23 protein-coding genes are annotated in these 22,707 nt (G+C 62.6%); 11 read left to right on the forward strand and 12 right to left on the reverse strand.

What is annotated here, in order from left to right; translation table 11 throughout:
* Positions 1-134 precede the first annotated feature (134 nt).
* The 3 genes from ACNOHI_RS15815 to ACNOHI_RS15825 all read right to left on the reverse strand — a co-directional run bounded on the left by ACNOHI_RS15815 (position 135) and on the right by ACNOHI_RS15825 (position 3,920).
* Positions 135-1,037 (reverse strand): branched-chain amino acid ABC transporter permease, encoded by a 903-nt coding sequence (locus ACNOHI_RS15815; RefSeq protein ID WP_420475642.1) that lies wholly within the window; start codon positions 1,035-1,037, stop codon positions 135-137.
* Between the two features lie 137 nt (positions 1,038-1,174).
* Positions 1,175-1,963: an ABC transporter ATP-binding protein gene (locus tag ACNOHI_RS15820; protein WP_420475643.1), complete on the reverse strand. Its 789-nt coding sequence runs from the start codon at positions 1,961-1,963 to the stop codon at positions 1,175-1,177.
* A 1-nt stretch (position 1,964) separates the two neighbouring features.
* Positions 1,965-3,920: an AMP-dependent synthetase/ligase gene (locus ACNOHI_RS15825; RefSeq protein ID WP_420475790.1), complete on the reverse strand. Its 1,956-nt coding sequence runs from the start codon at positions 3,918-3,920 to the stop codon at positions 1,965-1,967.
* Between the two features lie 218 nt (positions 3,921-4,138).
* Between ACNOHI_RS15825 and ACNOHI_RS15830 the strand changes: the two genes are divergently transcribed.
* From ACNOHI_RS15830 to ACNOHI_RS15840, 3 genes are all read left to right on the forward strand, one after another.
* Positions 4,139-4,825, forward strand: coding sequence for a Crp/Fnr family transcriptional regulator (locus tag ACNOHI_RS15830; protein ID WP_420475644.1), 687 nt, complete (start codon positions 4,139-4,141; stop codon positions 4,823-4,825).
* A gap of 63 nt (positions 4,826-4,888) precedes the next feature.
* Positions 4,889-5,632, forward strand: coding sequence for an MgtC/SapB family protein (locus ACNOHI_RS15835; RefSeq protein ID WP_420475645.1), 744 nt, complete (start codon positions 4,889-4,891; stop codon positions 5,630-5,632).
* 122 nt (positions 5,633-5,754) lie between these two features.
* Entirely contained in the window at positions 5,755-5,958 is a 204-nt protein-coding gene (locus ACNOHI_RS15840; protein WP_420475646.1) for a dodecin family protein, read from the forward strand.
* Positions 5,959-5,964: 6 nt separating this feature from the next.
* Here ACNOHI_RS15840 and ACNOHI_RS15845 read toward each other — a convergent pair whose 3' ends face one another.
* Complete coding sequence (locus ACNOHI_RS15845; RefSeq protein WP_420475647.1) at positions 5,965-6,564, reverse strand: type 1 glutamine amidotransferase domain-containing protein; 600 nt, start codon at positions 6,562-6,564, stop codon at positions 5,965-5,967.
* A gap of 346 nt (positions 6,565-6,910) precedes the next feature.
* Between ACNOHI_RS15845 and lon the strand changes: the two genes are divergently transcribed.
* Together lon and ACNOHI_RS15855 are read left to right on the forward strand one after the other, a co-directional pair.
* Complete coding sequence (gene lon / locus ACNOHI_RS15850) at positions 6,911-9,244, forward strand: endopeptidase La (protein WP_420475791.1); 2,334 nt, start codon at positions 6,911-6,913, stop codon at positions 9,242-9,244.
* Positions 9,220-9,588, forward strand: coding sequence for a hypothetical protein (locus tag ACNOHI_RS15855; RefSeq protein ID WP_420475648.1), 369 nt, complete (start codon positions 9,220-9,222; stop codon positions 9,586-9,588). Before lon ends, ACNOHI_RS15855 begins: the two co-directional genes overlap by 25 nt.
* On the opposite strand, the gene ACNOHI_RS15860 is transcribed toward ACNOHI_RS15855, so the two are convergent.
* Entirely contained in the window at positions 9,576-10,664 is a 1,089-nt protein-coding gene (locus tag ACNOHI_RS15860) for a cytochrome P450 (RefSeq protein ID WP_420475649.1), read from the reverse strand. The two genes, ACNOHI_RS15855 and ACNOHI_RS15860, sit on opposite strands and share 13 nt — an antisense overlap.
* Positions 10,664-11,203, reverse strand: coding sequence for an antibiotic biosynthesis monooxygenase family protein (locus ACNOHI_RS15865; RefSeq protein WP_420475650.1), 540 nt, complete (start codon positions 11,201-11,203; stop codon positions 10,664-10,666). The genes ACNOHI_RS15860 and ACNOHI_RS15865 overlap by 1 nt, the downstream gene beginning before the upstream one ends.
* Before the next feature lie 69 nt (positions 11,204-11,272).
* Here ACNOHI_RS15865 and ACNOHI_RS15870 point away from each other — a divergent pair, with 69 nt between their 5' ends.
* Positions 11,273-11,956 carry an ArsR/SmtB family transcription factor gene (locus ACNOHI_RS15870; RefSeq protein WP_420475651.1) on the forward strand — a complete coding sequence of 228 codons (684 nt, stop codon included), beginning with the start codon at positions 11,273-11,275 and terminating at the stop codon, positions 11,954-11,956.
* Here ACNOHI_RS15870 and ACNOHI_RS15875 read toward each other — a convergent pair.
* Positions 11,953-12,717 carry a phytanoyl-CoA dioxygenase family protein gene (locus ACNOHI_RS15875; RefSeq protein ID WP_420475652.1) on the reverse strand — a complete coding sequence of 255 codons (765 nt, stop codon included), beginning with the start codon at positions 12,715-12,717 and terminating at the stop codon, positions 11,953-11,955. The two genes, ACNOHI_RS15870 and ACNOHI_RS15875, sit on opposite strands and share 4 nt — an antisense overlap.
* Positions 12,718-12,837: 120 nt before the next feature.
* Here ACNOHI_RS15875 and ACNOHI_RS15880 point away from each other — a divergent pair, with 120 nt between their 5' ends.
* Positions 12,838-13,524, forward strand: a complete 687-nt coding sequence (locus ACNOHI_RS15880; RefSeq protein WP_420475653.1) for a hypothetical protein — start codon at positions 12,838-12,840, stop codon at positions 13,522-13,524.
* A gap of 246 nt (positions 13,525-13,770) precedes the next feature.
* Here ACNOHI_RS15880 and ACNOHI_RS15885 read toward each other — a convergent pair whose 3' ends face one another.
* Positions 13,771-14,868: a DUF748 domain-containing protein gene (locus tag ACNOHI_RS15885; protein ID WP_420475654.1), complete on the reverse strand. Its 1,098-nt coding sequence runs from the start codon at positions 14,866-14,868 to the stop codon at positions 13,771-13,773.
* Positions 14,865-15,866, reverse strand: a complete 1,002-nt coding sequence (locus ACNOHI_RS15890; protein WP_420475655.1) for a GlxA family transcriptional regulator — start codon at positions 15,864-15,866, stop codon at positions 14,865-14,867. Before ACNOHI_RS15890 ends, ACNOHI_RS15885 begins: the two co-directional genes overlap by 4 nt.
* A gap of 91 nt (positions 15,867-15,957) precedes the next feature.
* Between ACNOHI_RS15890 and ACNOHI_RS15895 the strand changes: the two genes are divergently transcribed.
* Complete coding sequence (locus tag ACNOHI_RS15895) at positions 15,958-16,395, forward strand: MAPEG family protein (protein WP_420475656.1); 438 nt, start codon at positions 15,958-15,960, stop codon at positions 16,393-16,395.
* 13 nt (positions 16,396-16,408) lie between these two features.
* Entirely contained in the window at positions 16,409-16,798 is a 390-nt protein-coding gene (locus ACNOHI_RS15900) for a phosphopantetheine adenylyltransferase (protein WP_420475657.1), read from the forward strand.
* Here the strand turns inward: ACNOHI_RS15900 and ACNOHI_RS15905 are convergent.
* Both ACNOHI_RS15905 and ACNOHI_RS15910 read right to left on the reverse strand, forming a co-directional pair.
* Entirely contained in the window at positions 16,788-18,062 is a 1,275-nt protein-coding gene (locus ACNOHI_RS15905; protein WP_420475658.1) for an amidohydrolase family protein, read from the reverse strand. The genes ACNOHI_RS15900 and ACNOHI_RS15905 overlap by 11 nt on opposite strands.
* A 5-nt stretch (positions 18,063-18,067) precedes the next feature.
* Positions 18,068-18,403 carry a cupin domain-containing protein gene (locus ACNOHI_RS15910; protein WP_420475659.1) on the reverse strand — a complete coding sequence of 112 codons (336 nt, stop codon included), beginning with the start codon at positions 18,401-18,403 and terminating at the stop codon, positions 18,068-18,070.
* A gap of 254 nt (positions 18,404-18,657) precedes the next feature.
* Here ACNOHI_RS15910 and ACNOHI_RS15915 point away from each other — a divergent pair, with 254 nt between their 5' ends.
* Positions 18,658-19,782, forward strand: a complete 1,125-nt coding sequence (locus tag ACNOHI_RS15915; RefSeq protein ID WP_420475660.1) for a branched-chain amino acid ABC transporter substrate-binding protein — start codon at positions 18,658-18,660, stop codon at positions 19,780-19,782.
* A gap of 40 nt (positions 19,783-19,822) precedes the next feature.
* Here ACNOHI_RS15915 and ACNOHI_RS15920 read toward each other — a convergent pair whose 3' ends face one another.
* Entirely contained in the window at positions 19,823-21,313 is a 1,491-nt protein-coding gene (locus tag ACNOHI_RS15920) for a sensor domain-containing diguanylate cyclase (protein WP_420475661.1), read from the reverse strand.
* Positions 21,314-21,510: 197 nt separating this feature from the next.
* Between ACNOHI_RS15920 and ACNOHI_RS15925 the strand changes: the two genes are divergently transcribed.
* Positions 21,511-22,647, forward strand: a complete 1,137-nt coding sequence (locus ACNOHI_RS15925; protein ID WP_420475662.1) for a sensor histidine kinase — start codon at positions 21,511-21,513, stop codon at positions 22,645-22,647.
* The last annotated feature ends 60 nt before the right edge of the window (positions 22,648-22,707 follow it).

Consider the following 22,707-nt stretch of genomic DNA (forward strand, 5'->3'; position numbering starts at 1 on the left):
TGTACCCTCTGTTTTCTCTGATGTTCTCCTCCCCCTTCAAGGGGGAGGCCGGGTGGGGGATGGGTTTCAGTAGCGCATAAAGAAGAAACCCATCCCCACCCCAACCCTCCCCTTGAAGGGGAGGGCTTCCGGTATCAAATCCTTCGAATAATCTTCTCGCCGAACAGCCCTTCCGGCCGCACCAGCAGGAACAGCAGCGCCAGGATGTACGGGAACCAGCCTTCGATACCGCCGCCCACCATCGGGCCGATATACACCTCGGCCAGTTTCTCCGACGCACCGATGATCAGACCGCCGAGGATTGCGCCCGGTACCGAGGTAAAGCCGCCCAGGATCAGCACCGGCAAGGCCTTGAGCGCCACGAAGGTCAGTGCGAACTGCACGCCGTTACGTGCGCCCCACAGCAGGCCGGCGACCAGTGCCACGAAACCGGCGACCGCCCACACGATGCCCCAGATCTGCTGCAGCGGGATGCCTACGGCCAGCGCGGCCTGGTGGTCATCCGCCACCGCGCGCAGCGCGCGGCCGATCTTGGTCTTGGAGAAGAACAGCGCGAGGCCGGTCACGAGGATGGCGCAGATGCCTGCAGCCGTCACGTCGAACTGCGAAATCGAGATGTTGTAGTTCTCGAGCAGGAACATGATGGGCACGTCTTCGATGCCGATGTCGAGGCGGCGCACTTCCGCGCCCCAGATCAGCTGCGCGAGGCCTTCGACGAAGAAGGTCAGGCCGATGGTGGCCATGAACAGCGTGATCTCATGCTGCGCGACCAGCGGACGGAGCACGATGCGTTCGGTGGCAAGGCCGAGCAGCACCATCGCGCCCATGGTCAGCGGAATCGCGACCCACAGCGGCACGCCGAACTTGTCGATCAGGCCGACGCAGGTGAGCGCGGCGAAGAACACCATCGCGCCCTGCGCAAAGTTGAAGACGCCGGAGGCCTTGTAGATCAGCACGAAGCCGAGCGCCACCAGCGCATACATGACGCCCGCGAGCAGGCCGCCGATCAAAACTTCGAAGAAGAAACTGAGTTCCATGTGTTGTCCCTATTCAGCGCTTGTAATCCCCTCCCCTTCAGGGGGGAGGGTTAGGGTGGGGGTGGGTTTCGTTCGCGATTGGAGAACAGAAACCCATCCCCCACCCGACCTCCCCCTTGAAGGGGGAGGAGCGTTCTTTAGTGTGCGACGCCCAGGTACGCGTTGATCACATCCTGATTGCTGCGCACCTCGTCCGGCGTGCCATCCCCGATCTTCTTGCCATAATCCAGCACGACGACGCGGTCGGAAATATCCATCACCACACCCATGTCATGCTCGATCAGTACGATCGTGGTGCCGAACTGGTCGTTGACGTCGAGGATGAAGCGGCACATGTCCTGCTTCTCTTCCACGTTCATGCCGGCCATCGGTTCGTCCAGCAGGAGGATCTCCGGTTCGGCGGCGAGGGCGCGGCCGAGTTCGACGCGCTTTTGCAAACCATAAGGCAGGCGGCTTACAGGCGTCTTGCGGATGTGCTGGATTTCGAGGAAGTCGATGATTTCTTCGACCTTCTTGCGATGCGCGATCTCTTCCTTCTGCGCCGGGCCCCAGTAGAGCGCCTGCAGCAGGAAGTTCGTCTGCATCTTCAGGTTGCGGCCGGTCATGATGTTGTCGAGGACCGACATGCCCTTGAACAGCGCGATGTTCTGGAAGGTGCGTGCGATGCCGCTCTTGGCAGCGGCGTAGGTATCCATGTCCTTGCGATGCTGGCCGCGATACATGATGTCGCCCAGCTGCGGACGGTACACGCCGTTGATCACGTTGAGCATCGAGCTCTTGCCGGCGCCGTTCGGGCCGATGATGGCGCGGATTTCATGTTCGCGCACATCGAAGGAAATGTCGGTCAGCGCCTTGACGCCGCCAAAGGACAGCGAGATGTTCTGGAGGTCCAGGATCACGTCGCCGATTTTGCGTGTATCACTCATCTCAGGCCGCCTTCTTCAGTGCGTCGTAGGTCTTCACATCCACGATGCGCAGGTCGGCGGACACCATGCCTTTGCGGCCGTCCTCGAACTTCACCTGCGTCTCGATGTATTGCGACATCTTTCCGGAATACAGTGCGTCGATCAGCACCTTGTATTTCTCGGCGACGAAGCGGCGGCGCACCTTGCGGGTACGGGTCAGCTCGTCGTCATCCGGATCGAGTTCCTTGTGCAGCACGAGGAAGCGATGGATCTGCGTGCCCGACATCATCGCTTCGGTCGCGAGATCGGCATTGACCTTCTCGACGCACTCGGCGATCAGTTCGTAAGTCTCGCGCTTGCCGGCCAGGTCGGTGTAGCCGGCATACGGGATGCCGCGGCGCTCCGCCCAGTTGCCGACGGCTTCCATGTCGATGTTGATGAAGGCGCAGACCATGTCGCGCTGGTCGCCGAAAGCGACCGCTTCCTTGATGAAGGGGAAGAACTTCAGCTTGTTCTCGATGTAGTTCGGCGCGAACATCTCGCCGCTGGTCATCTTGCCGACGTCCGCGGCGCGGTCGATGATCTTCAAGTGGCCTTCTTCGTCGAAGATGCCAGCATCACCGGTATGGAAGTAGCCGTTGCTGTCGATGACTTCGGCGGTCGCGTCGGGACGCTTGTAGTATTCCTTGAGCATCGCGGCGGACTTGACCAGCACTTCGCCGTTGTCGGCCAGCTTGACCTCGACGCCGGGCGCGGGCAGGCCGACGCTGTCGAACTTGATGTTGCCGTCGGGTTGCAGGCAGACGTAGGCGCAGGTCTCGGTCGAACCGTAGAGCTGCTTCAGGTTGACGCCGATGGAGCGGTAGAAGCGGAACAGGTCGGGGCCGATCGCCGCGCCGGCGGTGTAGGCCACACGCACGCGCGACAGGCCGAGCACGTTCTTCAGGGGGCCATACACGAACAGGTTGCCGAGCGCGTAACTGATGCGGTCCATCATGCCGACCGGCTTGCGGTCGAGGATGTCGGAACCGACACGGCGCGCGACGTCCATGTAGTGGTGGAACATCTTGCGCTTGATAGCGCTCGCGTCTTCCATGCGGATCATCACGGTGGTCAGCATGTTTTCGAACACGCGCGGCGGCGCAAAGTAATAGGTCGGGCCGATCTCGCGCAGGTCGGTCAGCACGGTGTCGCCGGATTCGGGACAGTTGACCGTGAAGCCGGCTACCATCTGCTGCGCGAAGGAGAACAGGTGGTCGCCCACCCAGGCCATCGGCAGATAGGAGAGGATGTCGTCGCCGGCATGGAGCTTGTCGAAGCTGACGCCGCCCTCCGCAGCAGCCATGAAGGAGCCATGGGTCTGGCATACGCCCTTCGGCTTGCCGGTGGTGCCCGAGGTGTACAGCATCACGGCCGTGTCGTCCGCCTTGCCGGCATTGACCTCGTTCATGAAGAAATCCGGGTTCGCCTGGTCAAACGCGCGACCAAGTTCCTGCACCTTTTCGAAGGAGGCGAGTTCGGTCTGCTTGTAGTGACGCATGCCGCGTGGATCGTCGTAGATGATGTGCGAGATGCGGTTCAGGTTCTGCTTGATCTCGAACAGTTTGTCGACCTGCTCCTGGTCTTCGACCACGGCGAAATCGATTTCCGCATCGTCGAGCACGTAGGCCATGTCGGCTGCGGGCGCATCCTGGTACAGGGGAACCGCAACGCCGCCAAGGCATTGCGCGGCGGCCATCGACCAGTACAGGCGCGGACGGTTGTCGCCGACAATCGCGAGGTTCATGCCGCGCTTGAAGCCCATGGCGGCGAGACCGCAGGCGAGCGCGCGCACTTCGTCGGCGACTTGTTTCCAGTTCCAGGTTTGCCAGATGCCGAGGTCCTTCTCGCGGAAGGCGGGCTTTTCGGGGCGCTGTTGCGCATGCTGCAGGAGCAATCGGGGGAACGTGCGTCCGCCCGCTTTCGTCGTCTCTACCATCATCCCACTCTCTTTAACAGGTCTAACCGTCTTGAAGGGATCGGAGCGCCTGCGTGGGCGTGCAAGCCATCGTGCTTTGGGGTATCCCCAGCACTGATAAGGGCTTACAATGTCTCCGTTATTGTTCGTGTCAGGATACTAGACAGTTGAATTCTCGTGCGCTGTCATCTGACTGACAATCCCCCTATAAATATAAAATTTTGTTGGTGCGCCGCACAATGACGTCCGAGAAGACTGCTTTCAAAGAGGTACTGCGCCAGACCATCTGGGCAAAAGACCTGACACCGGAACAGCTGGCGCGCGTCGAAGCCGACACCGTCGAACAGTTCGTGCCGAAGGGCGGATATGTCTGCCGCAAAGGCGAGATGGTCGATGCCTGGATCGGCGTGATCGATGGCCTCGTCAAGATGAACAACCTGTCCCCCGAAGGAAAGTCGGTGACCTTCACCGGCGTGCCGAAGGGCGGCTGGTTCGGCGAGGGCACGCTGCTCAAGCAGGAAAGCCGCAAGTACGACGTGGTGGCCCTGCGCGACAGCCGCATCGCCCGCATGCCGGCCAAGACCTTCATGTGGCTGCTGGATAATAGCCTGCCGTTTACGCGATTTCTCTTGATGCAGCTCAACGAAAGACTGGGCCAGTTCATCGGCATGGTGGAGTTCGACCGCCTGCTCGACGTCGATACCCGCGTGGCGCGCTGCCTGGCCGCGCTCTTCAACTCCCATCTCTATCCCGGCACCGATACCTTGCTGCAGATCTCGCAGGAGGAAATTGGCTACCTGTCCGGCGCTTCGCGCCAGCGCGCCAATCAGGCGCTGCAGGTGCTGGAGAAAGAAGGTTTGCTCAAGGTGGATTACGGTGGCATCCAGATCCTGGACCTCGACGGCCTACGACGTTTCCGCGCGTGAGCGGACTATGCTTTCCGCCGTCTCCATCGACTGGATCAATCGAACAAGAAGGATGATGCAACCATGCTGACGCAGGAAGCGCTAGGGGCGTTCTGGACCGGCCCGGTACTCGAGAGCAACCTGATCGTGTTTTTCACGCTGTCGGGCGCCCTGTTGCTCGGGTTCCTTGTCGGCTACGAACGTTTCTACCATGGCCGCGCGGCCGGCATGCGCACCTACGGCCTCGTGTGCATGGCCTCCGCCGCACTGACCGTCATCGCCGGCTATCCGCATGAATGGTATGGCGGCCAGGTGGCGATCGGCCTCGGCGCCGACCCGACCCGCATCATCCAGGGCATCGTCACCGGCATCGGCTTCCTCGGCGCCGGCGTGATCATGAAGGAAGGCTTCAACATCAGCGGCCTGACGACGGCGGCGTCGATCTGGGCAGCGTCGGTTACCGGTATCCTCGTTGGCGTCGGTTTCTACCTTGCCGCGATCCTGCTGGCCCTGCTGTCCGCGTTCTGCATGGTATCGGTGCCGAAGTTGTCGAGCCGCCTTCCTTCGCGCCAGGCGATTGCGATCTCGCTCAGCTTTGCGCGCGGCCAAGAGCCCGACGAGGGGATGATCCGCGAGCGGATGTTGAGGAACGGCTATGAAGTCGCGAGCGGTTCCATCGTGATCGGCCTGCACGACGGCAAGATCGAATGGCAGTTCGTGGCGGTCGCCTTGAACAAGACCAGCGGCGCGCGTATCAGCGCGTTGTCGCGCGAACTGACGGCGGTCGAGGGTATCGACAGCTTCCAGCTTTCCCACGCACGCAACTGACCCGCTGCGCGGCACACCGCCGCGTTGATCTCCGTCAGTCCAATACGACACCCCCCGCCTATGATCGACATGAGCGATGCTCCCGCTCCCCGCGGAGCGCGCTCCTTGCCCCGGAGGCAGCCATGTCGAACATCATGAAAGTCATTGAAGTCCTCGCCGAATCCCCGAAGAGCTGGGAAGACGCCGTTACCGCCGCCGTCGTGAAGGCGAGCGAATCGGTTCACGGCATCCGCTCTGTGTACATCAAGGAATTCGAGGCGCAGGTCGACAACAACAAAGTGGTCAACTGGCGCATCAATGCCAAGGTGACGTTCGAGGTGGATTAGCCCACCTCAGCTGGAAGGGCCCGCGCTGGCACGCTCTGTCTGTACGCCCGGGTTGGCATTCATGCGCCAGGAAAACACTTCGACCAGCTTCTCGTTGAATGCGGGAATGTCGTCCGGCTTGCGACTGGTCACCAGGTTGCCGTCCACCACCACTTCCTCATCCACCCAGTTGCCGCCTGCGCTTCGGATGTCGTTCTGCAGCGATGGCCAGCTGGTCAAGGTGCGTCCCTGCACCAGCCCTGCGGAAGCCAGCAGCCAGGAACCGTGGCAGATTGCCGCAATCGGCTTTCCATCCTCGTCGATGCGTTGCAGGAAACGCTGCGCCGCCTCGATGCCGCGAATGCGGTCGCCGTTCTCCTTGCCGCCCGGAAGGAGGACCGCATCGAAATCCATCGGATCGGCATCGTCGAAGGTGGCATCGACGTTGAAGTCGTCACCCGGCTGGTCGTGATGCACGCCTTTTACCTTCCCGCGGTTGCTCGACACGATCTTGATGATGGCGCCGTGCTGTTCGAGCGCGCTGCGCGGCTCGGTGAATTCGACCTGTTCGAAGCCGTCGGTGAGAAGGACGGCCACGTGCAGGCCGGGCAGGGTTTGGTTGTCCATGAGCTTCCTTTCCTTGTTTCCGGCGTTGTTGCGATGTCAAGTTCGACTTGGTCCGGATGCGTTAAGTTCTGCCGCATTTTTCCCGGGAACATGACTGTTCGCATCCGGCCATGCATGAGGAACGGTAATACCTGCGCTCCTGTCCAATGCCTGAAAAAACGGCAGTGGCAGCCCGGCAATCTGCGATCGCGAGCCCGATTCCTCATGCAATGAGTTTCAAGGAAGCCTCACCATGAATACAGAACAGGCTACGGTCCGCGACCTCGCCACCGATGCCGGCAACGCCGATGCCCTCGAGGCATTCAAGGCCGCCGCACCGGCATCGCCCGATCTTCCATCCGACATCATGCCGCTGGTTCCCCTGCGCTACCTTGTCCTGTTCCCCGGGATGATCGCGCCGATCAGCCTCGGCCGCGCCTGCTCGATTGCCGCCGCGCAGGAAGCCGTCCGCAGCGGCCGCCCGGTCGGCCTGCTGCTGCAGCACGATTCGGAGGTGGAGATGCCTGAGCCGGAGCAACTTCATCGCACCGGCACCGTGGCGACCGTCCTGCGTTACATCAGCGGCCAGGATGGCGCGAACTACCTCGTGTGCCAGGGCGAGCACCGCTTCCGCATCCGCGAGTTCGTCGCCGGATTCCCCTTCCACGCGGCGCGCGTGCAGGAGATCGAAGACAGCGAGGAGCAATCCCCCGACATCCAGGCGCGCTTCCTCCAGCTGAAGGAGAAAGCCGCCGAGGTGATCGACCTGCTGCCGCAGGCGCCCGCGGAACTGGCGAGCGCCGCCGACAATATTTCGTCGGCATCCATCCTTGCCGATTTCATCGCCGGCCTGATCGACCTGCCGCTGCTGCAGAAGCAGGAACTGATCGAAACCATCGACCTGCAGGACCGCATCGACAAGGTGCTCGACCACCTCGTGCGCCGTATCGAGGTGCTGAAGCTGTCGCAGGAGATCAACGAACAGACGCGCGAGCGCATCGACGACCGCCAGCGCGAGTATCTGCTGCGCGAGCAGATCAAGACCATCCAGCGCGAACTGGGCGAATCCGAGGACATCAACAGCGACGTGCGCGACATCGAACAGGCAATTGCGCGCTCCGGCATGCCGGAAGAGGTGGAGGCGCATGTGCGCAAGGAATTGCAGCGCCTCGAGCGCATGCCGGAAGCGTCCGCCGAATATGCGATGCAGTGTACCTATCTCGAGTGGATGAGCGAGCTGCCCTGGGCCACGATGACCGAGGAGCGCATCGACATCGCGGCGGCGCGCCGCATCCTGGACGAGGACCATTTCAGCCTGCACAAGGCCAAGCGGCGCATCCTGGAATACCTCGCCGTACGCAAGCTGAACCCCGACGGCAAGAGCCCCATCCTCTGCTTCGTCGGCCCGCCCGGCGTCGGAAAGACGTCGCTCGGACAGAGCATCGCGCGCGCCACTGGCCGCAAGTTCGTCCGCGTCAGCCTGGGCGGCGTGCACGATGAAGCGGAAATCCGCGGACACCGCCGCACCTACGTTGGCGCCATGCCCGGCAACATCGTCCAGGCCATCCGCAAGGCAGGCACACGCAATTGCGTGATGATGCTCGACGAGATGGACAAGCTCGCCACCGGACTGCATGGCGATCCGGCCGCCGCCCTGCTGGAAGTGCTGGATCCGGAACAGAACGCGACGTTTCGCGACAATTACCTCGGCCAGCCGTTCGACCTGTCGAAGGTGATGTTCATCGGTACTGCCAACGTGCTCGACACCATTCCCGCCGCGCTGCAGGACCGCATGGAAGTCCTGCACATTCCCGGTTATACGGAAGAGGAGAAGCTGGAGATCGCGCGCCGCTTCCTGGTCGCGCGTCAACTCGAAGCCGACGGACTGTCGCCCGTGCAGTGCGAACTGGGCGAAGGCGCATTGCAGGCCGTCATCCGCGGCTACACCCGAGAAGCCGGTGTACGCAACCTCGAGCGCGAAATCGGCAACGTGTTCCGGCATGTCGCGATGCAGGTCGCGGAGGGATGCGCGCAAGAAGTGCGCGTCGGCGAGGACGACCTCGCCGACATCCTTGGTCCAAAGAAATTCGAAAGCGAGATCGCCTTGCGCACCAGCCTGCCCGGCGTGGCCACCGGCCTCGCATGGACGCCCTCCGGAGGCGACATCCTGTTCATCGAGGCGAGCAGGACACCTGGCAGCGGCAAGCTGATTCTCACCGGGCAACTGGGCGACGTCATGAAGGAAAGCGCGCAGGCCGCGCTGACGCTGGTCAAGGCGCACAGCGCTGAACTCTGTATCAATGCAGATGTCTTCGACAGGAATGACATCCACTTGCACGTGCCGGCGGGTGGCATGCCCAAGGACGGGCCCAGCGCGGGCGTGGCAATGTATGTCGCGCTGACCTCGCTGGTGCGCGGCAAGCCGGTGCGCAACGATTGCGCGATGACCGGCGAAATCAGCCTGCGCGGCATGGTGCTGCCGGTGGGCGGCGTCAAGGAAAAGGTCCTGGCGGCATTGCGTGCCGGCATCCGCGTCGTCATGCTCCCCGGACGCAATCGCAAGGAACTCGACGAAATACCCGAAGAAGCGCGCAAGGCGCTGCGCTTCGTCTGGCTGGACACCGTCGATGACGCCTTGCGCGAGGCCATCGGCAACATGATCATCGGAGGTGAGGAATGGGTTCGGAAATCGACAAGCTGAGAAGGGAAGAAAAGGGTGCGCTTGCGCCACGGGAAAGCGGCAGCCTCACCGACCCGCTTGACCTTGCATCGCCGTGGTCACCGCCGAAGGGGTTGTTTACCTTCCGCTATTCCTCCACGGAGATCTTTACCGAGGGCAGCAACCTGCATGTCCGCATGCGAGAGACACGGTTTGAGGACGGGCGACTGAAATCGGAAGAATGCGAAGGCACTCTGGATCGGCAGGCGTACAACCAGGTGATGAACGAGGCGCAAGGATTCTTCCTGAACCAGGTAGCGAACTTTACGCGGCTGATGTTCGCGCCGCTTCTGTCCTCATCGAGCAAGCGGCGTCACGACGAATAGCGCAGGCGGATTTCCTTCGGCAATCGCGCATTGACCATCGGTTCACAGGCAATTTCCTCCTGTCTCAGTTCGACGCGCCTGTGGAACAAGGCACGCAGCGCGTCGACAGCAAGCCCGGTGGCGAAGCGATGGGCCGCGCAGCTGTGCATGCCCGCGCCGAAGGTCAGGTGGGCGGCATTGTTGCTGCGATCCATGTTGAATTTGCCGGCATCCTCGAAGAATTCCGCATCACGGTTCGCGGAGGCAAGCACGACAAGCACGGTCGCGCCTTCGGGCAGAAGGTGCTCTCCCAGTTCCAGCGGTTCCGTCAAGATGCGGCGCGTGTTGTGGATGGGCGGATCGAAACGCAGCGTCTCGACGACGAGGCCGTGCCAGTCCTTCACCGCGCGCAGTCGGGCCGCTTGCAACAGCGCATTGCTCAGGATGCCGCGTCCCGCATCGACGCTTTGCACCAGCAGGCCGACCAGATTGCACGCATGCATGGAACGCCGCGCTTCGGTTTCCGCCAGCGCGGGGAAATGACGCGCGAGGTGCTCGTCGGCCAGCGCGAGGATGACGTCGGCAGCGGCGTTCATGGCAACGGCCTCGGCTTCCGTCTTGTGCGGCAGCATGAGCTTTGTCAGCGGCCCCATCAGTGGAAGCACGCGGTCGATATCGGCATCGCTGAAGCCGAAGGACTGCATCACGGCCAGCGCCGGCAACTTCTTGCAGACTGCTCCGACCCAGTCGCATTCTCCTGATTCACCAAGCAATGGCACCAGCAACTCCCCGGCATCCACTTTTTTCATGCAGGCAAGCAGGCGCATGACGGCGTCGCGCATCTCCGCGTGGCGCGGCGGGTTGGCGAGACGCGCGAAATGCGCCGTCAAGGTTTGCGACGCGGTGTTCATCAGGGAAGCTGCGGCGAGTGGCGGAATGTGTGCGGTGCCGTTTTCAAGCACGCGCTTGCACATCGCATGGGTATAAACCGCCCAGATGCCATTGCGCTCGTCGAAAACCACTGGCTGTCCGGCGCGCATTTCCGCATACAAGGCATACGGATCGGCGATGTCGGATTGCAGGAACAAGGTGTTCATTATCGGACTGCCTTTGGAAAAATCTGCGGGGCGGTGGCGCGCTCGAACAGGCCATAGTCGCGAATGACGGCGCCGCAGAAGTTGAGTCCCTGCGACGCTGCAGCCTGCCACTCGCGCAAGGCTGCGGTATCACGCAATTCGGTGAGCACAATGTCCTTGTCCGGATTGGTCAGGCTCCTGAAATGCTTCCCCGCTTCCATTGCCGAAGGATATTCGCGCAGGCAAACCAGCGCGCCGGACGCAGCGGCCGGTTCATCGGCGGATCGGATGACCCGAATCCGGTAATCGTTGAATACCGCTTCCCGCCCTTCTGACTGCGCGGCATGGTGCTCCCCGTGGCTGCGCCAGCGCACCAGCGCCGCTTCATCCCGCCACAGGGACAGTGACAGGAGCCAGCCGGGGTCGCTCAGGCTGCGGAAACGCTCGACCGACACGAAGCCGTCGATCAGGTCGAGTTTCGGGCGCAGCGCGGCGGCAATGTCGAGGTAGCGCTGGTAACCTGTTTCCGAGGGGAACACTTCGAATGCGACAGCGAACATGGGAGCCTCCGTGATGTTTTGGCCATGATACGATTTCCAAACCCTTTATATTTCATCGTACGGTGAACCATGGAATCGGCAACCCATATTGCCCGGGCCGCCGCGCTGCTCGGCGACCCGGCGCGCGCCGCGATGCTCTGGCTGCTCATCGACGGCCGCGCCCGTCCGGCGGGCGAACTGGCCTTCGCCGCCAACATCTCGGCGCAATCGGCCAGCGGCCACCTGTCCAAGCTGGTCGAGGCCGAACTGCTGCAGGTGGAAACACAGGGGCGGCATCGCTACTATCGTCTTGCCAGCCACGCCGTGGCGCACGCGCTGGAATCGCTGGCCTCGCTCGCGCCGCGTCCTGCCGTTCGCCCCTTGCCTGCTTCGAAAGGCACGCCGGAATCGATGCGCTACGCGCGTACCTGCTATGACCATCTCGCCGGCGAACTGGCGGTCAACCTGCTGGCGCAGGCGGAAAAAAAAGGGCTGGTTACTTGTAAGGACAAGGAGATCGCACTGACGGCAAAAGGCGAAAAGGCGTTTCGCCAGTTCGGCATGGACATCGACGCATTGCGGGGCTCAAAGCGCCAGTTCGCCTGCGGCTGCCTGGACTGGAGCGAGCGGCGCTTCCACCTCGGCGGCGCACTCGGTGCGGCACTGCTCACGCAACTCCTCGAACGGCGCTGGCTGCTGAAGGTGCAGAAGACCCGTGTGCTGCAGTTGACCCCGCAGGGAAGGCAGGGGCTGAAGGAAACCTTCGGCGTCTAACCCAGGAAGACATCGCCGGCCGCCGCGGACCGCGATCCCTCGACAGGCTGGTTGCTCTGGCCGCGATAGGCGAACACCACCGAATGCTTCACCTGCCCGGTCGCATTCCGCCCTGCCGCATGGAACAGTCCGCTGTGGAAGAACACCACGTCGCCCTGCTGCAGCTCCAGCACGCGACCTTGTGCAAACAAAGCCTGGTTTTCCGACACGTCAGGACGCAGGAAATCGAGGTCGTCCAACTGGCGGCGTCCGACCTGCAGGCGGTGCGAACCGGGGATCACATGCAGGGCGCCGTTTGCTTCACTCTCGGTTCCCAGTGCGAGCCAGACCGCGATCAAATCATTGCGCGCGAACGACCAGTAGCGGATATCACGGTGCCACCCGGTCGCGGTGCCAAAATCAGGATGCTTGGTCATTACGCAGTTGTGATGCGCGAGTGTCAGGCACACCGGTTCCGCAAGCAATTGCCGCAGCCACCCCACGATGCGCGCATCCTCCGCCCAGGCGCGGAAGCAGGCGTCACGCTGGTAGGCGCTGCGCAGGCGCCGCACGGTCCTGCCACCGGGCGCATCCAGCGAGCCGGGCGCGCCGGCATAGCCGACTTCCGCCTCGTACTCGACGGGCGCTACTTCATTCTTCAGGTGCGCGCGGACGACTTCCAGCATGGCGTCGCAGTCGGCGGCCGGGGCCAGCTTCCGGAACACGAGGAAGCCGTCTTGCCTGAACTGGTGGATCTGGTCGGGAGTGAGCGGTGAAGTCATTGCGGCGCCTGCTTGTACAAAGGACTCTACCTTAGCGCATTCCGCGAGAAATTTGCCTCTTCTCTTTACCCGGTGAACCGATAGAATGTTCGGACACACAATAAGGCAGGGAGGAGAACGATGGACAGGAACCAGTCAAGGATGGCGCGGCGCTCAATTTTGCGCCGCCTGGCCGTTGCCGGCGCACTGGGCGTCGGGGGCATGGCGGGCCTGATGCGAGCGGCATTGGCGGCGAAGCATACCGGCGCGCAGAGCGGTATCCGCAGCATCAAGGGGACGGTTACGGTGGATGGCCAGCCTGCTTCGATTGGACAGCAGATCAAGCCCGGCCAGACGGTCACGACCGGGCCGGAGAGCGAAGCCGTGTTCGTGATCGGCAAGGACGCCTTCCTGCAGCAGGAGAACAGCGAGTTCGGTACCACTCAAGCGACCGGCGTAGTCGTGCTGCGCTATATCACGGGCAAGGTGCTCAGCGTCTTCGGCAAGGGGCGCAAGCGGCTTGAAACGCCGACCGCCACCATCGGCATACGCGGCACCGGGTGCTTCATCAGTGCCGGCCAGGACGACACGTATTTCTGCCTCTGCTACGGCACCGCCGTGATCACGCCGAAAGACAAGCCGCGGGTGCGGCGCTGGGTGCGCACAAAGCATCATGATTCGCCCTTCAATATCGGCAGCGGGAAAACGGGTGCGGCGATTCGCCCTGCCAAGGACGTTGTCGATCACACCGACGAACAGCTGGTGATGCTGGAGGAACTGGTCGGCCGGGCGCCGCCGTTTGTCGGCAAGGGTTACTCCAGTTATTAGTGAGCATCTAGTTGAGGTCGATGGGTTCTAATGCTTGCTGCGTGCGGGCACCTTCTGTTTAACTTCGCAAACTTCCTTTCCTCGTCATTCCCGCGCAGGCGGGAATCCATAAGCAAGGTCATTCAACAAACTCACTATGGATTCCCGCCTTCGCGGGAATGACGAGAAACTCATGTGAGAGTTAACGCTCGTCCACGCGCATTCGAGCATAAAAACGCAGCGAATTTGTCCGGATGACCTGTTAGCCTATTTACCAAACAATTTCTTCACCACCCCGCCGATCCCCTCGGCGGCGCTGCCAACGCCCTTCGTCAGGCCTTCAATGCTGATGCCCAGCGTTTCCGCGACAGCCGCGCCGACGCGCAGCGCAAAGCTCTCATTCAGCGAAAACTTCGGATCGTCCAGGTTGCCGTCGAGCGTGAAATCGATGCTGATCTGGTCCTTGCGGTTTTTCAGCGCCGCAACGACGGCCTGGCGCGGCACACCCATGAAGGTATTGAATGCGCCGGATGCCGGCGCCAGTTCGAGTTGGCTCAATGTGACGGTGCCCGGCGCGTGCAGGCGGTTCTTGTGCACGGTCGATTTCAAGCGCAGGTCGAGCGACCCCTTGCGCACACCTGTCTCGCTAGCCTTGATCAGGTAGGGTTGCAGCGCGACCAGGTCCACGCCCTGCAGCTTGGTGGCGATTTCAGAATTGCGTGCAGCGAGTTCCGCCCAGCCGGTGATCGATAGCTTGCCATTGCGCTGCACGCCCTTGACCTGGCCGTCGATCTGGATCGCGGTGCGGCTGGACAGGCTGGGGATGCGCAAGTCGTCGACGCGCGCGTGCAATTGCTCGATCCGTGTCATGTGCGCCGGCTGCCGCACCGTCGCGTCGAAGAACTCCAGCGCGCCATTGCGCAGTTCGATCGTGCCGATGCTGACTTCCGGCGGCGTCGATTGCCCGCCTTCGCCGGGCTTCTTCTCCAGCAGGCTGGGCAGCAGCCTCACCTTCCCGTCGCGTCCCCGCAGTGCGGACACGTATGCCTTGTCGACCAGGATGGACGGAACATGGATGCGCGACGAAAACAGGCCCATCAGGTCGGGCCGCACGACCACGCGCTCGGCACGCAGCGTGTCAGGCGAAGGCCAGCCCTTGGGCGCGGCGATGCGGATGTCGCGGATCTCGATGGATGACAAGCCGACCACGATATCGCCGACTTCGCTTTCCGGGCCGAGGGCCTGCTGCACCTGCTCCTTGAGCACGCGGGTGGCGTAGTGAAAACCGGCGACCAGGGCAATCGCCAGCACGCCGGCAACGACGAGGGCGGCAACAGCGATGCGTTTCGCGCGTCCCGGCTTCATTGGCGCAATCCGAAACGGCTGCGGTACTCGCGCGGGGTCACTTGCGCCCAGCGCTTGAATACCTTGCTGAAGGTCGATACATCCTCATAGCCGCAGCGCCCGGTGATGTCCTCCAGCGACAGGCGGGTGGATTCCAGCAATGCCTTGGCCCTTTCCACGCGCAATTGCTGCGCATACTGGACCGGGCTCATCCCGACCGATTCCTGGAAGCGCCGCAACAGCGTCCGCTGGCTGGTGTTGCAATACTCCGCCAGCTCGGCGGTCGACCATGCGCGGTCAAGCCGTTGGTTGAGCCAGCGCCGTGCGCGTTCGATGACGGCATGGCCATCGTCCTGGATCATGGCGGTGGCGATGTACGGCGCCTGGCTGTAACGGTTGGCATCCATCGCAAGCACCTTCGCGACGTTCTGCCGCAATTCCTCTCCCGCAAAATGGCCGACCAGCCACAGGGCGAGGTCGATATAGGACGTCACTCCGCCCGAAGAAACATGATTGCCGTCCTGCACGACGAGCTGCTCCGCATCGAGCGAGACCTGCGGATAGCGCTTGCGGAAATACGCGCTCAGCCACCAGCTCGTCGTCGCGCGGCGGCCGTCGAGCAAGCCCGCCTCGGCGACCAGGCAGGTGCTGGAACAACTGGAGATGACCGGCTTGCCGGACTGCGAAAATCGCCTCAACGCTTCCTGCTCCGGCGCCAATTTTTCAAGCATGGGCGTGATGTCAAAGGGCCCTTGGTGGTCAATACCGGGAAGCATCAGGGCATCGAGTTTCTTCAGGTCCAGGGGCTGGGGATGGAGAGTCAGACCGCCGATGTCGACCGTTGTTTCGTCGCGCGCGCTGACCCATTGCGCATCGAATTGCACCCGCTGCGCCGCCGGCCGCAATCCTGCCAGCGTATTGGCAATGCGGAATACATCGAAGGGCATCACCGCCCCGCCGCGCAGGCAGCCGGCGTAGACCAGCATGCCGATGCGAACTGATTTCGCCTGTCGTGTCATGTGGCGGATTTAACCATAACAATGTCGGTTTCGACAATGGCTCTTGCCTGCAATGCCCCGGACAATAACAACTCCACATATCGAGGTTGCCATGACAGATTACCCTGCCTTTCCCGCTTTCGCCCTGGCGCTGGTTGCGCTGTTCCTGAAGGTCACGCTGACCAGCATGCTGCAAGTGGCCAGCCGGTTCCGCAGCCGCATGTTTACCGTCCCCGAAGACGCCGCCCTGCTTCGCATCCCGGCGCGCGCCGAGGAGTCTTCCTTCGTGCGCCGCTGCGCCAGCGTCTGGCGCAACGATGTCGAAAACCTGCCGCTGTTCCTGGCGCTGGCGCTGGCCTACGTGCTGGCCGGCGCGCCGCTCGGTGCGGCGCAAGGACTGTTTGGCGCCTATGTGGCGATCAGGTATGCGCACACGGCGGTCTACCTTGCAGGTCTCCAGCCCTGGCGCATGGTTGCCTATTTGCTTGGCATGGCGGTGTGCTGGATCATTGCGGTGCGTGTCGCCATGCTGGCCTTTGCCGGGCTGTAATGGAGGGGGTGCGATGAACAGGACCATTGCAATCCTGCTTGGCGTGGTTGGCGTGATCCACTTGCTTCCGCTCTCCGGCGTTCTCGGGACAGAACGGCTGTTGGTGCTGTACGGATTGCCGTTCGACGATCCGAACCTGCAGATCATGATGCGTCACCGCGCGGTGCTGTTCGGCCTGCTCGGCGCGTTCCTGCTGCTGGCTGCCTTCCGGATGGAGTACCGCGTCCTTGCCATCGGCGGCGGCCTTGCCGCGACTGTGTCCTTCCTGTGGCTCGCCGCATCGGTCGGGGGATACAACGCGGCACTCGGGCGGGTGGTCGCCGCGGACGTGCTGGCTGTCGCTTGCCTTGTTGCCGCCCTTGTCCTGCACCTGCTGTCGCCGCGCGCGACAGTCACCGCCTGAGGCGGAAGTCAACCTGTGCCGGCCGCCCCGGCAAGTCCAGCCGCGCATGCGCGGGCGGTGCCTGGCTGACGATGCGTCCGCGTCGCACCACATACCGACGCGCGGCGCGCAGGCGGATCGCTTCGATCGTGCTGCCGGCATCCAGGACCACGAGGTCGGCGTGGCAGCCGGGTTCCAGCCCGTAGCCTTCGAGTCCGAGGATGCGTGCAGGCGTTTGCGTGACCGCCATGAAACAGGCATGCATTGCTTCCTGCCCCGTCATCTGCGCGACGTGCAGGCCCATGTGCGCGACTTCGAGCATGTCGCCGGAGCCGAGGCTGTACCAAGGATCCATCACGCAGTCATGGCCGAAGGCGACATCGACCCCGGCGGCCAGCAGCTCCGGCACGCGCGTCATGCCGCGTCGCTTCGGATAGCTGTCGTGTCTTCCCTGCAGCGTGATGTTGATGAGCGGATTGGCGATGGCGGCGACGCCGGCTTCGCGTATCAGCGGCAGCAGCTTGCTCACGTAGTAGTTGTCCATGGAATGCATGGAGGTGAGGTGCGATCCGGCCACGCGGCCGTGCAGGCCGAGGCGGTGCGCATGGTAGGCGAGCGTCTCGATGTGGCGCGACAAGGGATCGTCGGATTCGTCGCAATGCATGTCGACGCGCAGGCCCTTTTCCGCGGCGAATTCGCACAGCAGCCGCACCGATTCCGCACCGTCGGCCATGGTTCGTTCGAAGTGCGGGATGCCGCCGACCACGTCGACGCCCATCGCAATCGCGCGCTTCAGGTTGTCGAAGGCCTTGGGACTGCGCAGCACGCCGTCCTGCGGAAAGGCGACGAGCTGCAAGTCGAGCCAGGGGGCGACCTGCTTTTTCACGTGCAGTAATGCTTCGACGGCAAGCAGACGGTCGTCGCACACGTCAACGTGCGTGCGCACCGCAAGCAGTCCGCGTGCGACAGCCCAGTCGCAATAGTGCAGTGCGCGTTCGACCAGCGCCTCCTGCGTCAGCTGCGGCTTCAGTTCGCCCCAGAGCGCAATTCCTTCCAGCAGGGTGCCGGACTGGTTGACGCGCGGCAGGCCGTAGCTGAGCGTAGCGTCCATGTGGAAGTGGGCATCGACGAAAGGCGGCGTCACGAGGTCGCCGCCGGCGTCGATTTCCTGCGCACCGCGCACGGCCAGGTTCGCGCCGAGCGCCGCAATGCGTCCGTCTTCGATCGCAATGTCGATGCCCTGCCTGCCGTCCGGCAGCGTCGCATTTCGTATGACCAGATCCATTCGCCTTACTCCCCCGATTCCTGGTAGAAGACGGCCAGCCAGACCGTCTCGATGTCCTCGCGCGTCCATTCCACGCGGTGGCGCTCGTGCGCTTCAATGTTGACATAATCGCCGCCCGCCAGATGGACGACGCGGTCATCCTTCTCGAAGCGCAACCGTGCCTCGCCACGCACGACCATGACCCATTCGTTTTCAGGTTGGTCGTACCAGAAGCCGGGCGGCGATGCATGGCCCTTCGACACGATGCGTTCGACCCGCGCGCCCTGGCCCACGGCCAGCAGCTGGAAGAGTTCCTCCGGGAGCTGTGTCGGTATTTGTCCGAATAAATTGCCGGTATTCATCCTGCTCCTCCGTGTGCGCAAATGCTTGCCTGTCTGACCACAATCGACCCTCGGCCAAATTTAATTCGAATTCGACCTTGCATGAGCAATAAATCGCTCAAAACAGCGGGTTTCCATAAAAAGAACGCAAGATAATTTTGCACGACTTTGCCCATAATCCACAGCCGTGAAGTAACCAGTTCACATTAGGAGGGTGCTGCTTCGACACAATCAAAGCCAGCGCCAATTGGAGAGTCAATCACATGGGAACCTGCATGCAATTCAACAAGATTATCGGCGCACTCGCCCTGATGGGCCTGGCTGGCACCGCGGCAGCACAAGAAACCGTCGTCAAGATCGGTCACAGCGGCCCCCTGTCCGGGGCACAAGCCTTCGCGGGCAAGGACAATGAAAACGGCGTGCGTCTCGCCATCGAAGAACTGAACGCCAAGCCGATCACCGTCGGCGGCAAGAAGGTCAAGTTCGAACTAATGTCCGAAGACGACCAGGCCGATCCGAAGGCCGGCGTCGGCGCCGCGCAGAAGCTGGTCGACAGCGGCGTGAAATACATCGTTGGCCCGTACAACTCCGGCGTCACCATCCCCGCATCGCGCGTCTACAACGACGGCGGCGCACTGGTTGCGACCGTCGCGTCCAACCCGAAGATCACCGAACAGGGCTACAAGGGCCTGTTCCGTGTGAACGCCAGCGACACCCAGCTCGGTTCCAAGATGGCGCTGTACGCCGCCAAGGAACTGAAGCTGAAGACCGTTGCCGTGATCGACGACCGCACCGCGTTCGGCCAGGGCGTGGCTGAAGAGTTCAAGAAGCAGGCCAAGGTATCCGGCCTGAACGTGGTCGGCCACGAGTTCACCACCGACAAGGCTGCCGACTTCACGTCCATCCTGACCAACCTGAAGGCCAAGAAGGTCGAGGCGATCTTCCTCGGTGGTTATGCACCGCAGGGCGCACCGATGGCCCGCCAGATGAAGCAGCTCGGCCTCAATGCCAAGCTCCTCGGCGGCGACACCATCTGCTCCGCGGAAATGGGCAAGCTGGGCGGCGATGCCGTCGGCGAGAACGTGCTGTGCGCACAGGGCGGCGCGATCCTGGACAAGGCTGCTGCAGGTCCGGCATTCAAGGACCGCTACAAGAAGCGCTTCAATCAGGATCCGGATGTCTACGCCGCTTCGTTCTATGACGGCATGATGATGTTCGCCGAAGCCATGAAGAAGGCCAACACGATCGACGCCGCCAAGGTTGGCGAAGAGATTGCCAAGGGCTCCTACAAGGGCGTCGCGGGCACCTATGCCTTTGACGAAAAGGGCAACATGAAGTCGTCCCCGGTGACCGTGTTCACCTTCAAGGGCGGCCAGCCGGTTCCCCTGACCAGCTACTAATCTGTACGACTTGCCCCCTCCCGCCCGGGAAGGGGCATGCTCACAACGCTTCCCCCGCAGTACTTCCTTCCATTGCGCCCGTGCGCGCAACCTGCAACCTGTTCCTTCCGTTTGCCTTTGCCTTGGCGAGTGCTTCATCCGCACGCTGCAGGAAACGCATTGCCGTTTCGCCTGTCTCATGCTGGGCGACACCCAGGCTGATGGTGATCCGGCCGTCGGGGACGGCGGGCATGAAATCGTGCTGGTCGACCGAATGCCGCAGTTTTTCCGCGACGGCGACCGCCTGCTCCAACGTGCATTCCTTGAGCAGCACGATGAACTCCTCGCCGCCCCAGCGCGTGATGACGTCGCTTTCACGAAGCATGGCGCGTGCGATGCGGGCGACCGTGCGAAGTACTTCGTCGCCGGCCGGATGACCGCAGGTCTCGTTGATGCGGCGGAAAAGATCGATATCGAACACGATGCATGAGGTGGGACGCGAGCCGCGGTCGGCATCGAGCATCGCCTGTCGGAACACGAAGTCGAACGCCTGGCGGTTCAGCAGCCCGGTCAGCATGTCCGTGCCCGCCATCTGTTCAAGCTGCCTGTCGTAGCGCCGGATGGTGGCCAGGACCAGGGCAAGGACCAGTAGGGTAACGACGGCGCCGGCAGCCAGCGTCAGCATGAATGCGTTCCACACCGGTTCCACATCGTCCGCCGCATCCTGCTCCACGATGAGGTGCCAACCCAGTTCCGGTAGGGCGCGCGCGCTGGCAAACATGTGCCTTCCCTCATGCCGGTAGTCGCGCAGCACGGGCTTGCCGTCCTGCGGCAGGAGCTGGTCCGCCATCTCGCCGATTCCCGGCACCTGTTCGATGCTGCGGCTTGCGCTGGGAGGCGTGCCGCCGGCGAGGACGATCCTGCGCTTGCCATCGACGACATAGATGCGCCGCCCGTCCTTCTCATGCCTGTTGAACAACGACGTAAGGCCGTCCATGCGCATTGCGACGCCGGCAATTCCGAGGAAATGGCCGTTGCGGCTGGTGATGCGGTGATTGATGACGATGGTCAGCGCGTTGCCATTGGCGCGGTCGATACTGATCTCGGCCACGAAAGGCAGCTTCGCGTCACGTGTGCGGTACAACCAGGTGTCGCCGGCATTGCCCTCCTGCTCGATCCTGGAAATACCCTGCGCCGTGTAATAGCCGCGTGTGCGTTCCGACACGAGGAAAGCGTCCGACGCGCCGTATTCGCGCTGGATGCCTTCAAGGTAGCGAATGATGGCGTCGGACTCTTCCTCGCCCCTGGCCATCCAGTCGCGTTCGAAGCTGCTGCTGGCCATCGCCGATGCGATCAGGACGGGGCGGGTGATCCTCGCGCGGAGTCCGGCTTCGATCGCCTCGCTGGCCATCGGCAGCGCCTCGTCGCGGATGCCGCCTTGTACGGCCTCACGGGCCACGAAGTAGGCGGCGGCGCACGTCGCCAGGAAACCCGCCGCCAGGACCAGTGCGATCCAGAGCAGGACACGAAATTTTTCAGGAAGAAGACGCATGGAGCTCCGCCAAGGGACGCAGGATGCGGTCAAGTATGCGTTACGACCGTCCGATCCTGCAACAGCCGGAATACATCGCGCAGCGGTGGCGTTATCAATGAGCCATTACCGTAAAAACTGAGGCATCATTCGGTCTTTAAGGCATAGCGTGAGGAAAGAGTCCCCCAAGTTGGACGGGCTCTACGCTTGGAGGCATCGTGACCGACCTGATCGAAAAATGGTTTTCCACCGAGGGATTCATGCCGCATGGGCACTGCTACCTGTGGACGCCGGAGCTGCTGTGGTCCTACGTCGTCGCCGATGCCGCCATCGGCCTGGCCTATTATTCGATCCCGCTTGCCCTGGTCACCATCGTTCGCAAACGCCCGGATCTCCGGTTCAACTGGATCTTCCTGATGTTCTCGGCGTTCATCTTCGCCTGCGGCACCACCCACTTCATTGCGCTCTGGACCATCTGGCATCCCAGCTACTGGCTCGACGCCTCGGCCAAGGTCATTACCGCTGCCATCTCGGTGCTGGCCGCCTTCATCGTGTGGAAGATCATGCCGCAAATTCTGCGGGTGCCTTCTCTCCTGCAGATGCGCGCCGCCATCGACCAGCTTGAACATGAAATCCAGGAACGCAGGAAGGCGGAGGAGGCGCTGCGCCAGTCGCAGGCAACGTTGCGCGAACTGGCTGCCTACCAGGAGCGCGTGCGCGAAGACGAACGCAAGCGCATCGCACGCGAGATCCACGATGAACTCGGCCAGAATTTACTCGCGCTTCGTCTGGATGTCTCGGCCTTGCATGCGCGGACAGGCGAACGGCACCCGCGGCTGCAGGAACGGGCGGAGACCGCGCTCGAGTACATCGACACCACGATGAAGTCGATCCGCGCCATCATGAACAACCTGCGCCCGTCGGTGCTGGACCTCGGCCTGCCGGCGGCGATCGAGTGGCAGGTGGCGCAATTCGAGCGCCGCAACAACCTCGTCTGCGAACTCGCCATGTACGACGAAGGCGGGCCGGTGCCGGAGACGCAGGCGACCGCAGTCTTCCGCATCCTGCAGGAATCGCTCAACAATATCAGCCGCCATGCGCGCGCATCCCTTGTTCGCGTCGAAGTGCGCATCGACAGGCGGCAACTGGAAATGACGATCAGGGACGATGGCATCGGAATGCATCCCGGCGACCAGCGCAAGGCGCATCGCTTCGGCCTGATCGGCATGGAGGAACGCGTGACGATGCTCGGCGGAACGCTCCACATCGAAAGCACGCCGGGCCAGGGCACCGTGCTCCGCGTCGCCGTTCCCCTGGCTACCGAGGAAGCGGACGCGGCGAGCGTGCAAACCTGACGCAGCGGCGTCATCAAATTTCCTTTCGTTAACTCCGGCGCTTGTGTCGCCGGCGATACA

The organism is Noviherbaspirillum sp. ST9, from assembly GCF_048799745.1.
GTDB lineage: Bacteria > Pseudomonadota > Gammaproteobacteria > Burkholderiales > Burkholderiaceae_D > Noviherbaspirillum.

Coding starts and splice junctions, on each gene's coding strand:
- ACNOHI_RS15905 (WP_420475658.1), bottom strand. CDS start 18,062: ATGGATCTGGTCATACGAAATGCGACGCTGCCGGACGGCAGGCAGGGC.
- ACNOHI_RS15815 (WP_420475642.1), bottom strand. CDS start 1,037: ATGGAACTCAGTTTCTTCTTCGAAGTTTTGATCGGCGGCCTGCTCGCG.
- ACNOHI_RS15920 (WP_420475661.1), bottom strand. CDS start 21,313: ATGCGTCTTCTTCCTGAAAAATTTCGTGTCCTGCTCTGGATCGCACTG.
- ACNOHI_RS15890 (WP_420475655.1), bottom strand. CDS start 15,866: ATGACACGACAGGCGAAATCAGTTCGCATCGGCATGCTGGTCTACGCC.
- ACNOHI_RS15915 (WP_420475660.1), top strand. CDS start 18,658: ATGCAATTCAACAAGATTATCGGCGCACTCGCCCTGATGGGCCTGGCT.
- ACNOHI_RS15855 (WP_420475648.1), top strand. CDS start 9,220: ATGGGTTCGGAAATCGACAAGCTGAGAAGGGAAGAAAAGGGTGCGCTT.
- ACNOHI_RS15825 (WP_420475790.1), bottom strand. CDS start 3,920: ATGGTAGAGACGACGAAAGCGGGCGGACGCACGTTCCCCCGATTGCTC.
- ACNOHI_RS15860 (WP_420475649.1), bottom strand. CDS start 10,664: ATGAACACCTTGTTCCTGCAATCCGACATCGCCGATCCGTATGCCTTG.
- ACNOHI_RS15910 (WP_420475659.1), bottom strand. CDS start 18,403: ATGAATACCGGCAATTTATTCGGACAAATACCGACACAGCTCCCGGAG.
- ACNOHI_RS15875 (WP_420475652.1), bottom strand. CDS start 12,717: ATGACTTCACCGCTCACTCCCGACCAGATCCACCAGTTCAGGCAAGAC.
- ACNOHI_RS15880 (WP_420475653.1), top strand. CDS start 12,838: ATGGACAGGAACCAGTCAAGGATGGCGCGGCGCTCAATTTTGCGCCGC.
- ACNOHI_RS15900 (WP_420475657.1), top strand. CDS start 16,409: ATGAACAGGACCATTGCAATCCTGCTTGGCGTGGTTGGCGTGATCCAC.
- ACNOHI_RS15865 (WP_420475650.1), bottom strand. CDS start 11,203: ATGTTCGCTGTCGCATTCGAAGTGTTCCCCTCGGAAACAGGTTACCAG.
- ACNOHI_RS15835 (WP_420475645.1), top strand. CDS start 4,889: ATGCTGACGCAGGAAGCGCTAGGGGCGTTCTGGACCGGCCCGGTACTC.
- ACNOHI_RS15845 (WP_420475647.1), bottom strand. CDS start 6,564: ATGGACAACCAAACCCTGCCCGGCCTGCACGTGGCCGTCCTTCTCACC.
- ACNOHI_RS15870 (WP_420475651.1), top strand. CDS start 11,273: ATGGAATCGGCAACCCATATTGCCCGGGCCGCCGCGCTGCTCGGCGAC.
- ACNOHI_RS15820 (WP_420475643.1), bottom strand. CDS start 1,963: ATGAGTGATACACGCAAAATCGGCGACGTGATCCTGGACCTCCAGAAC.
- ACNOHI_RS15885 (WP_420475654.1), bottom strand. CDS start 14,868: ATGAAGCCGGGACGCGCGAAACGCATCGCTGTTGCCGCCCTCGTCGTT.
- ACNOHI_RS15840 (WP_420475646.1), top strand. CDS start 5,755: ATGTCGAACATCATGAAAGTCATTGAAGTCCTCGCCGAATCCCCGAAG.
- lon (WP_420475791.1), top strand. CDS start 6,911: ATGCCGCTGGTTCCCCTGCGCTACCTTGTCCTGTTCCCCGGGATGATC.
- ACNOHI_RS15895 (WP_420475656.1), top strand. CDS start 15,958: ATGACAGATTACCCTGCCTTTCCCGCTTTCGCCCTGGCGCTGGTTGCG.
- ACNOHI_RS15830 (WP_420475644.1), top strand. CDS start 4,139: ATGACGTCCGAGAAGACTGCTTTCAAAGAGGTACTGCGCCAGACCATC.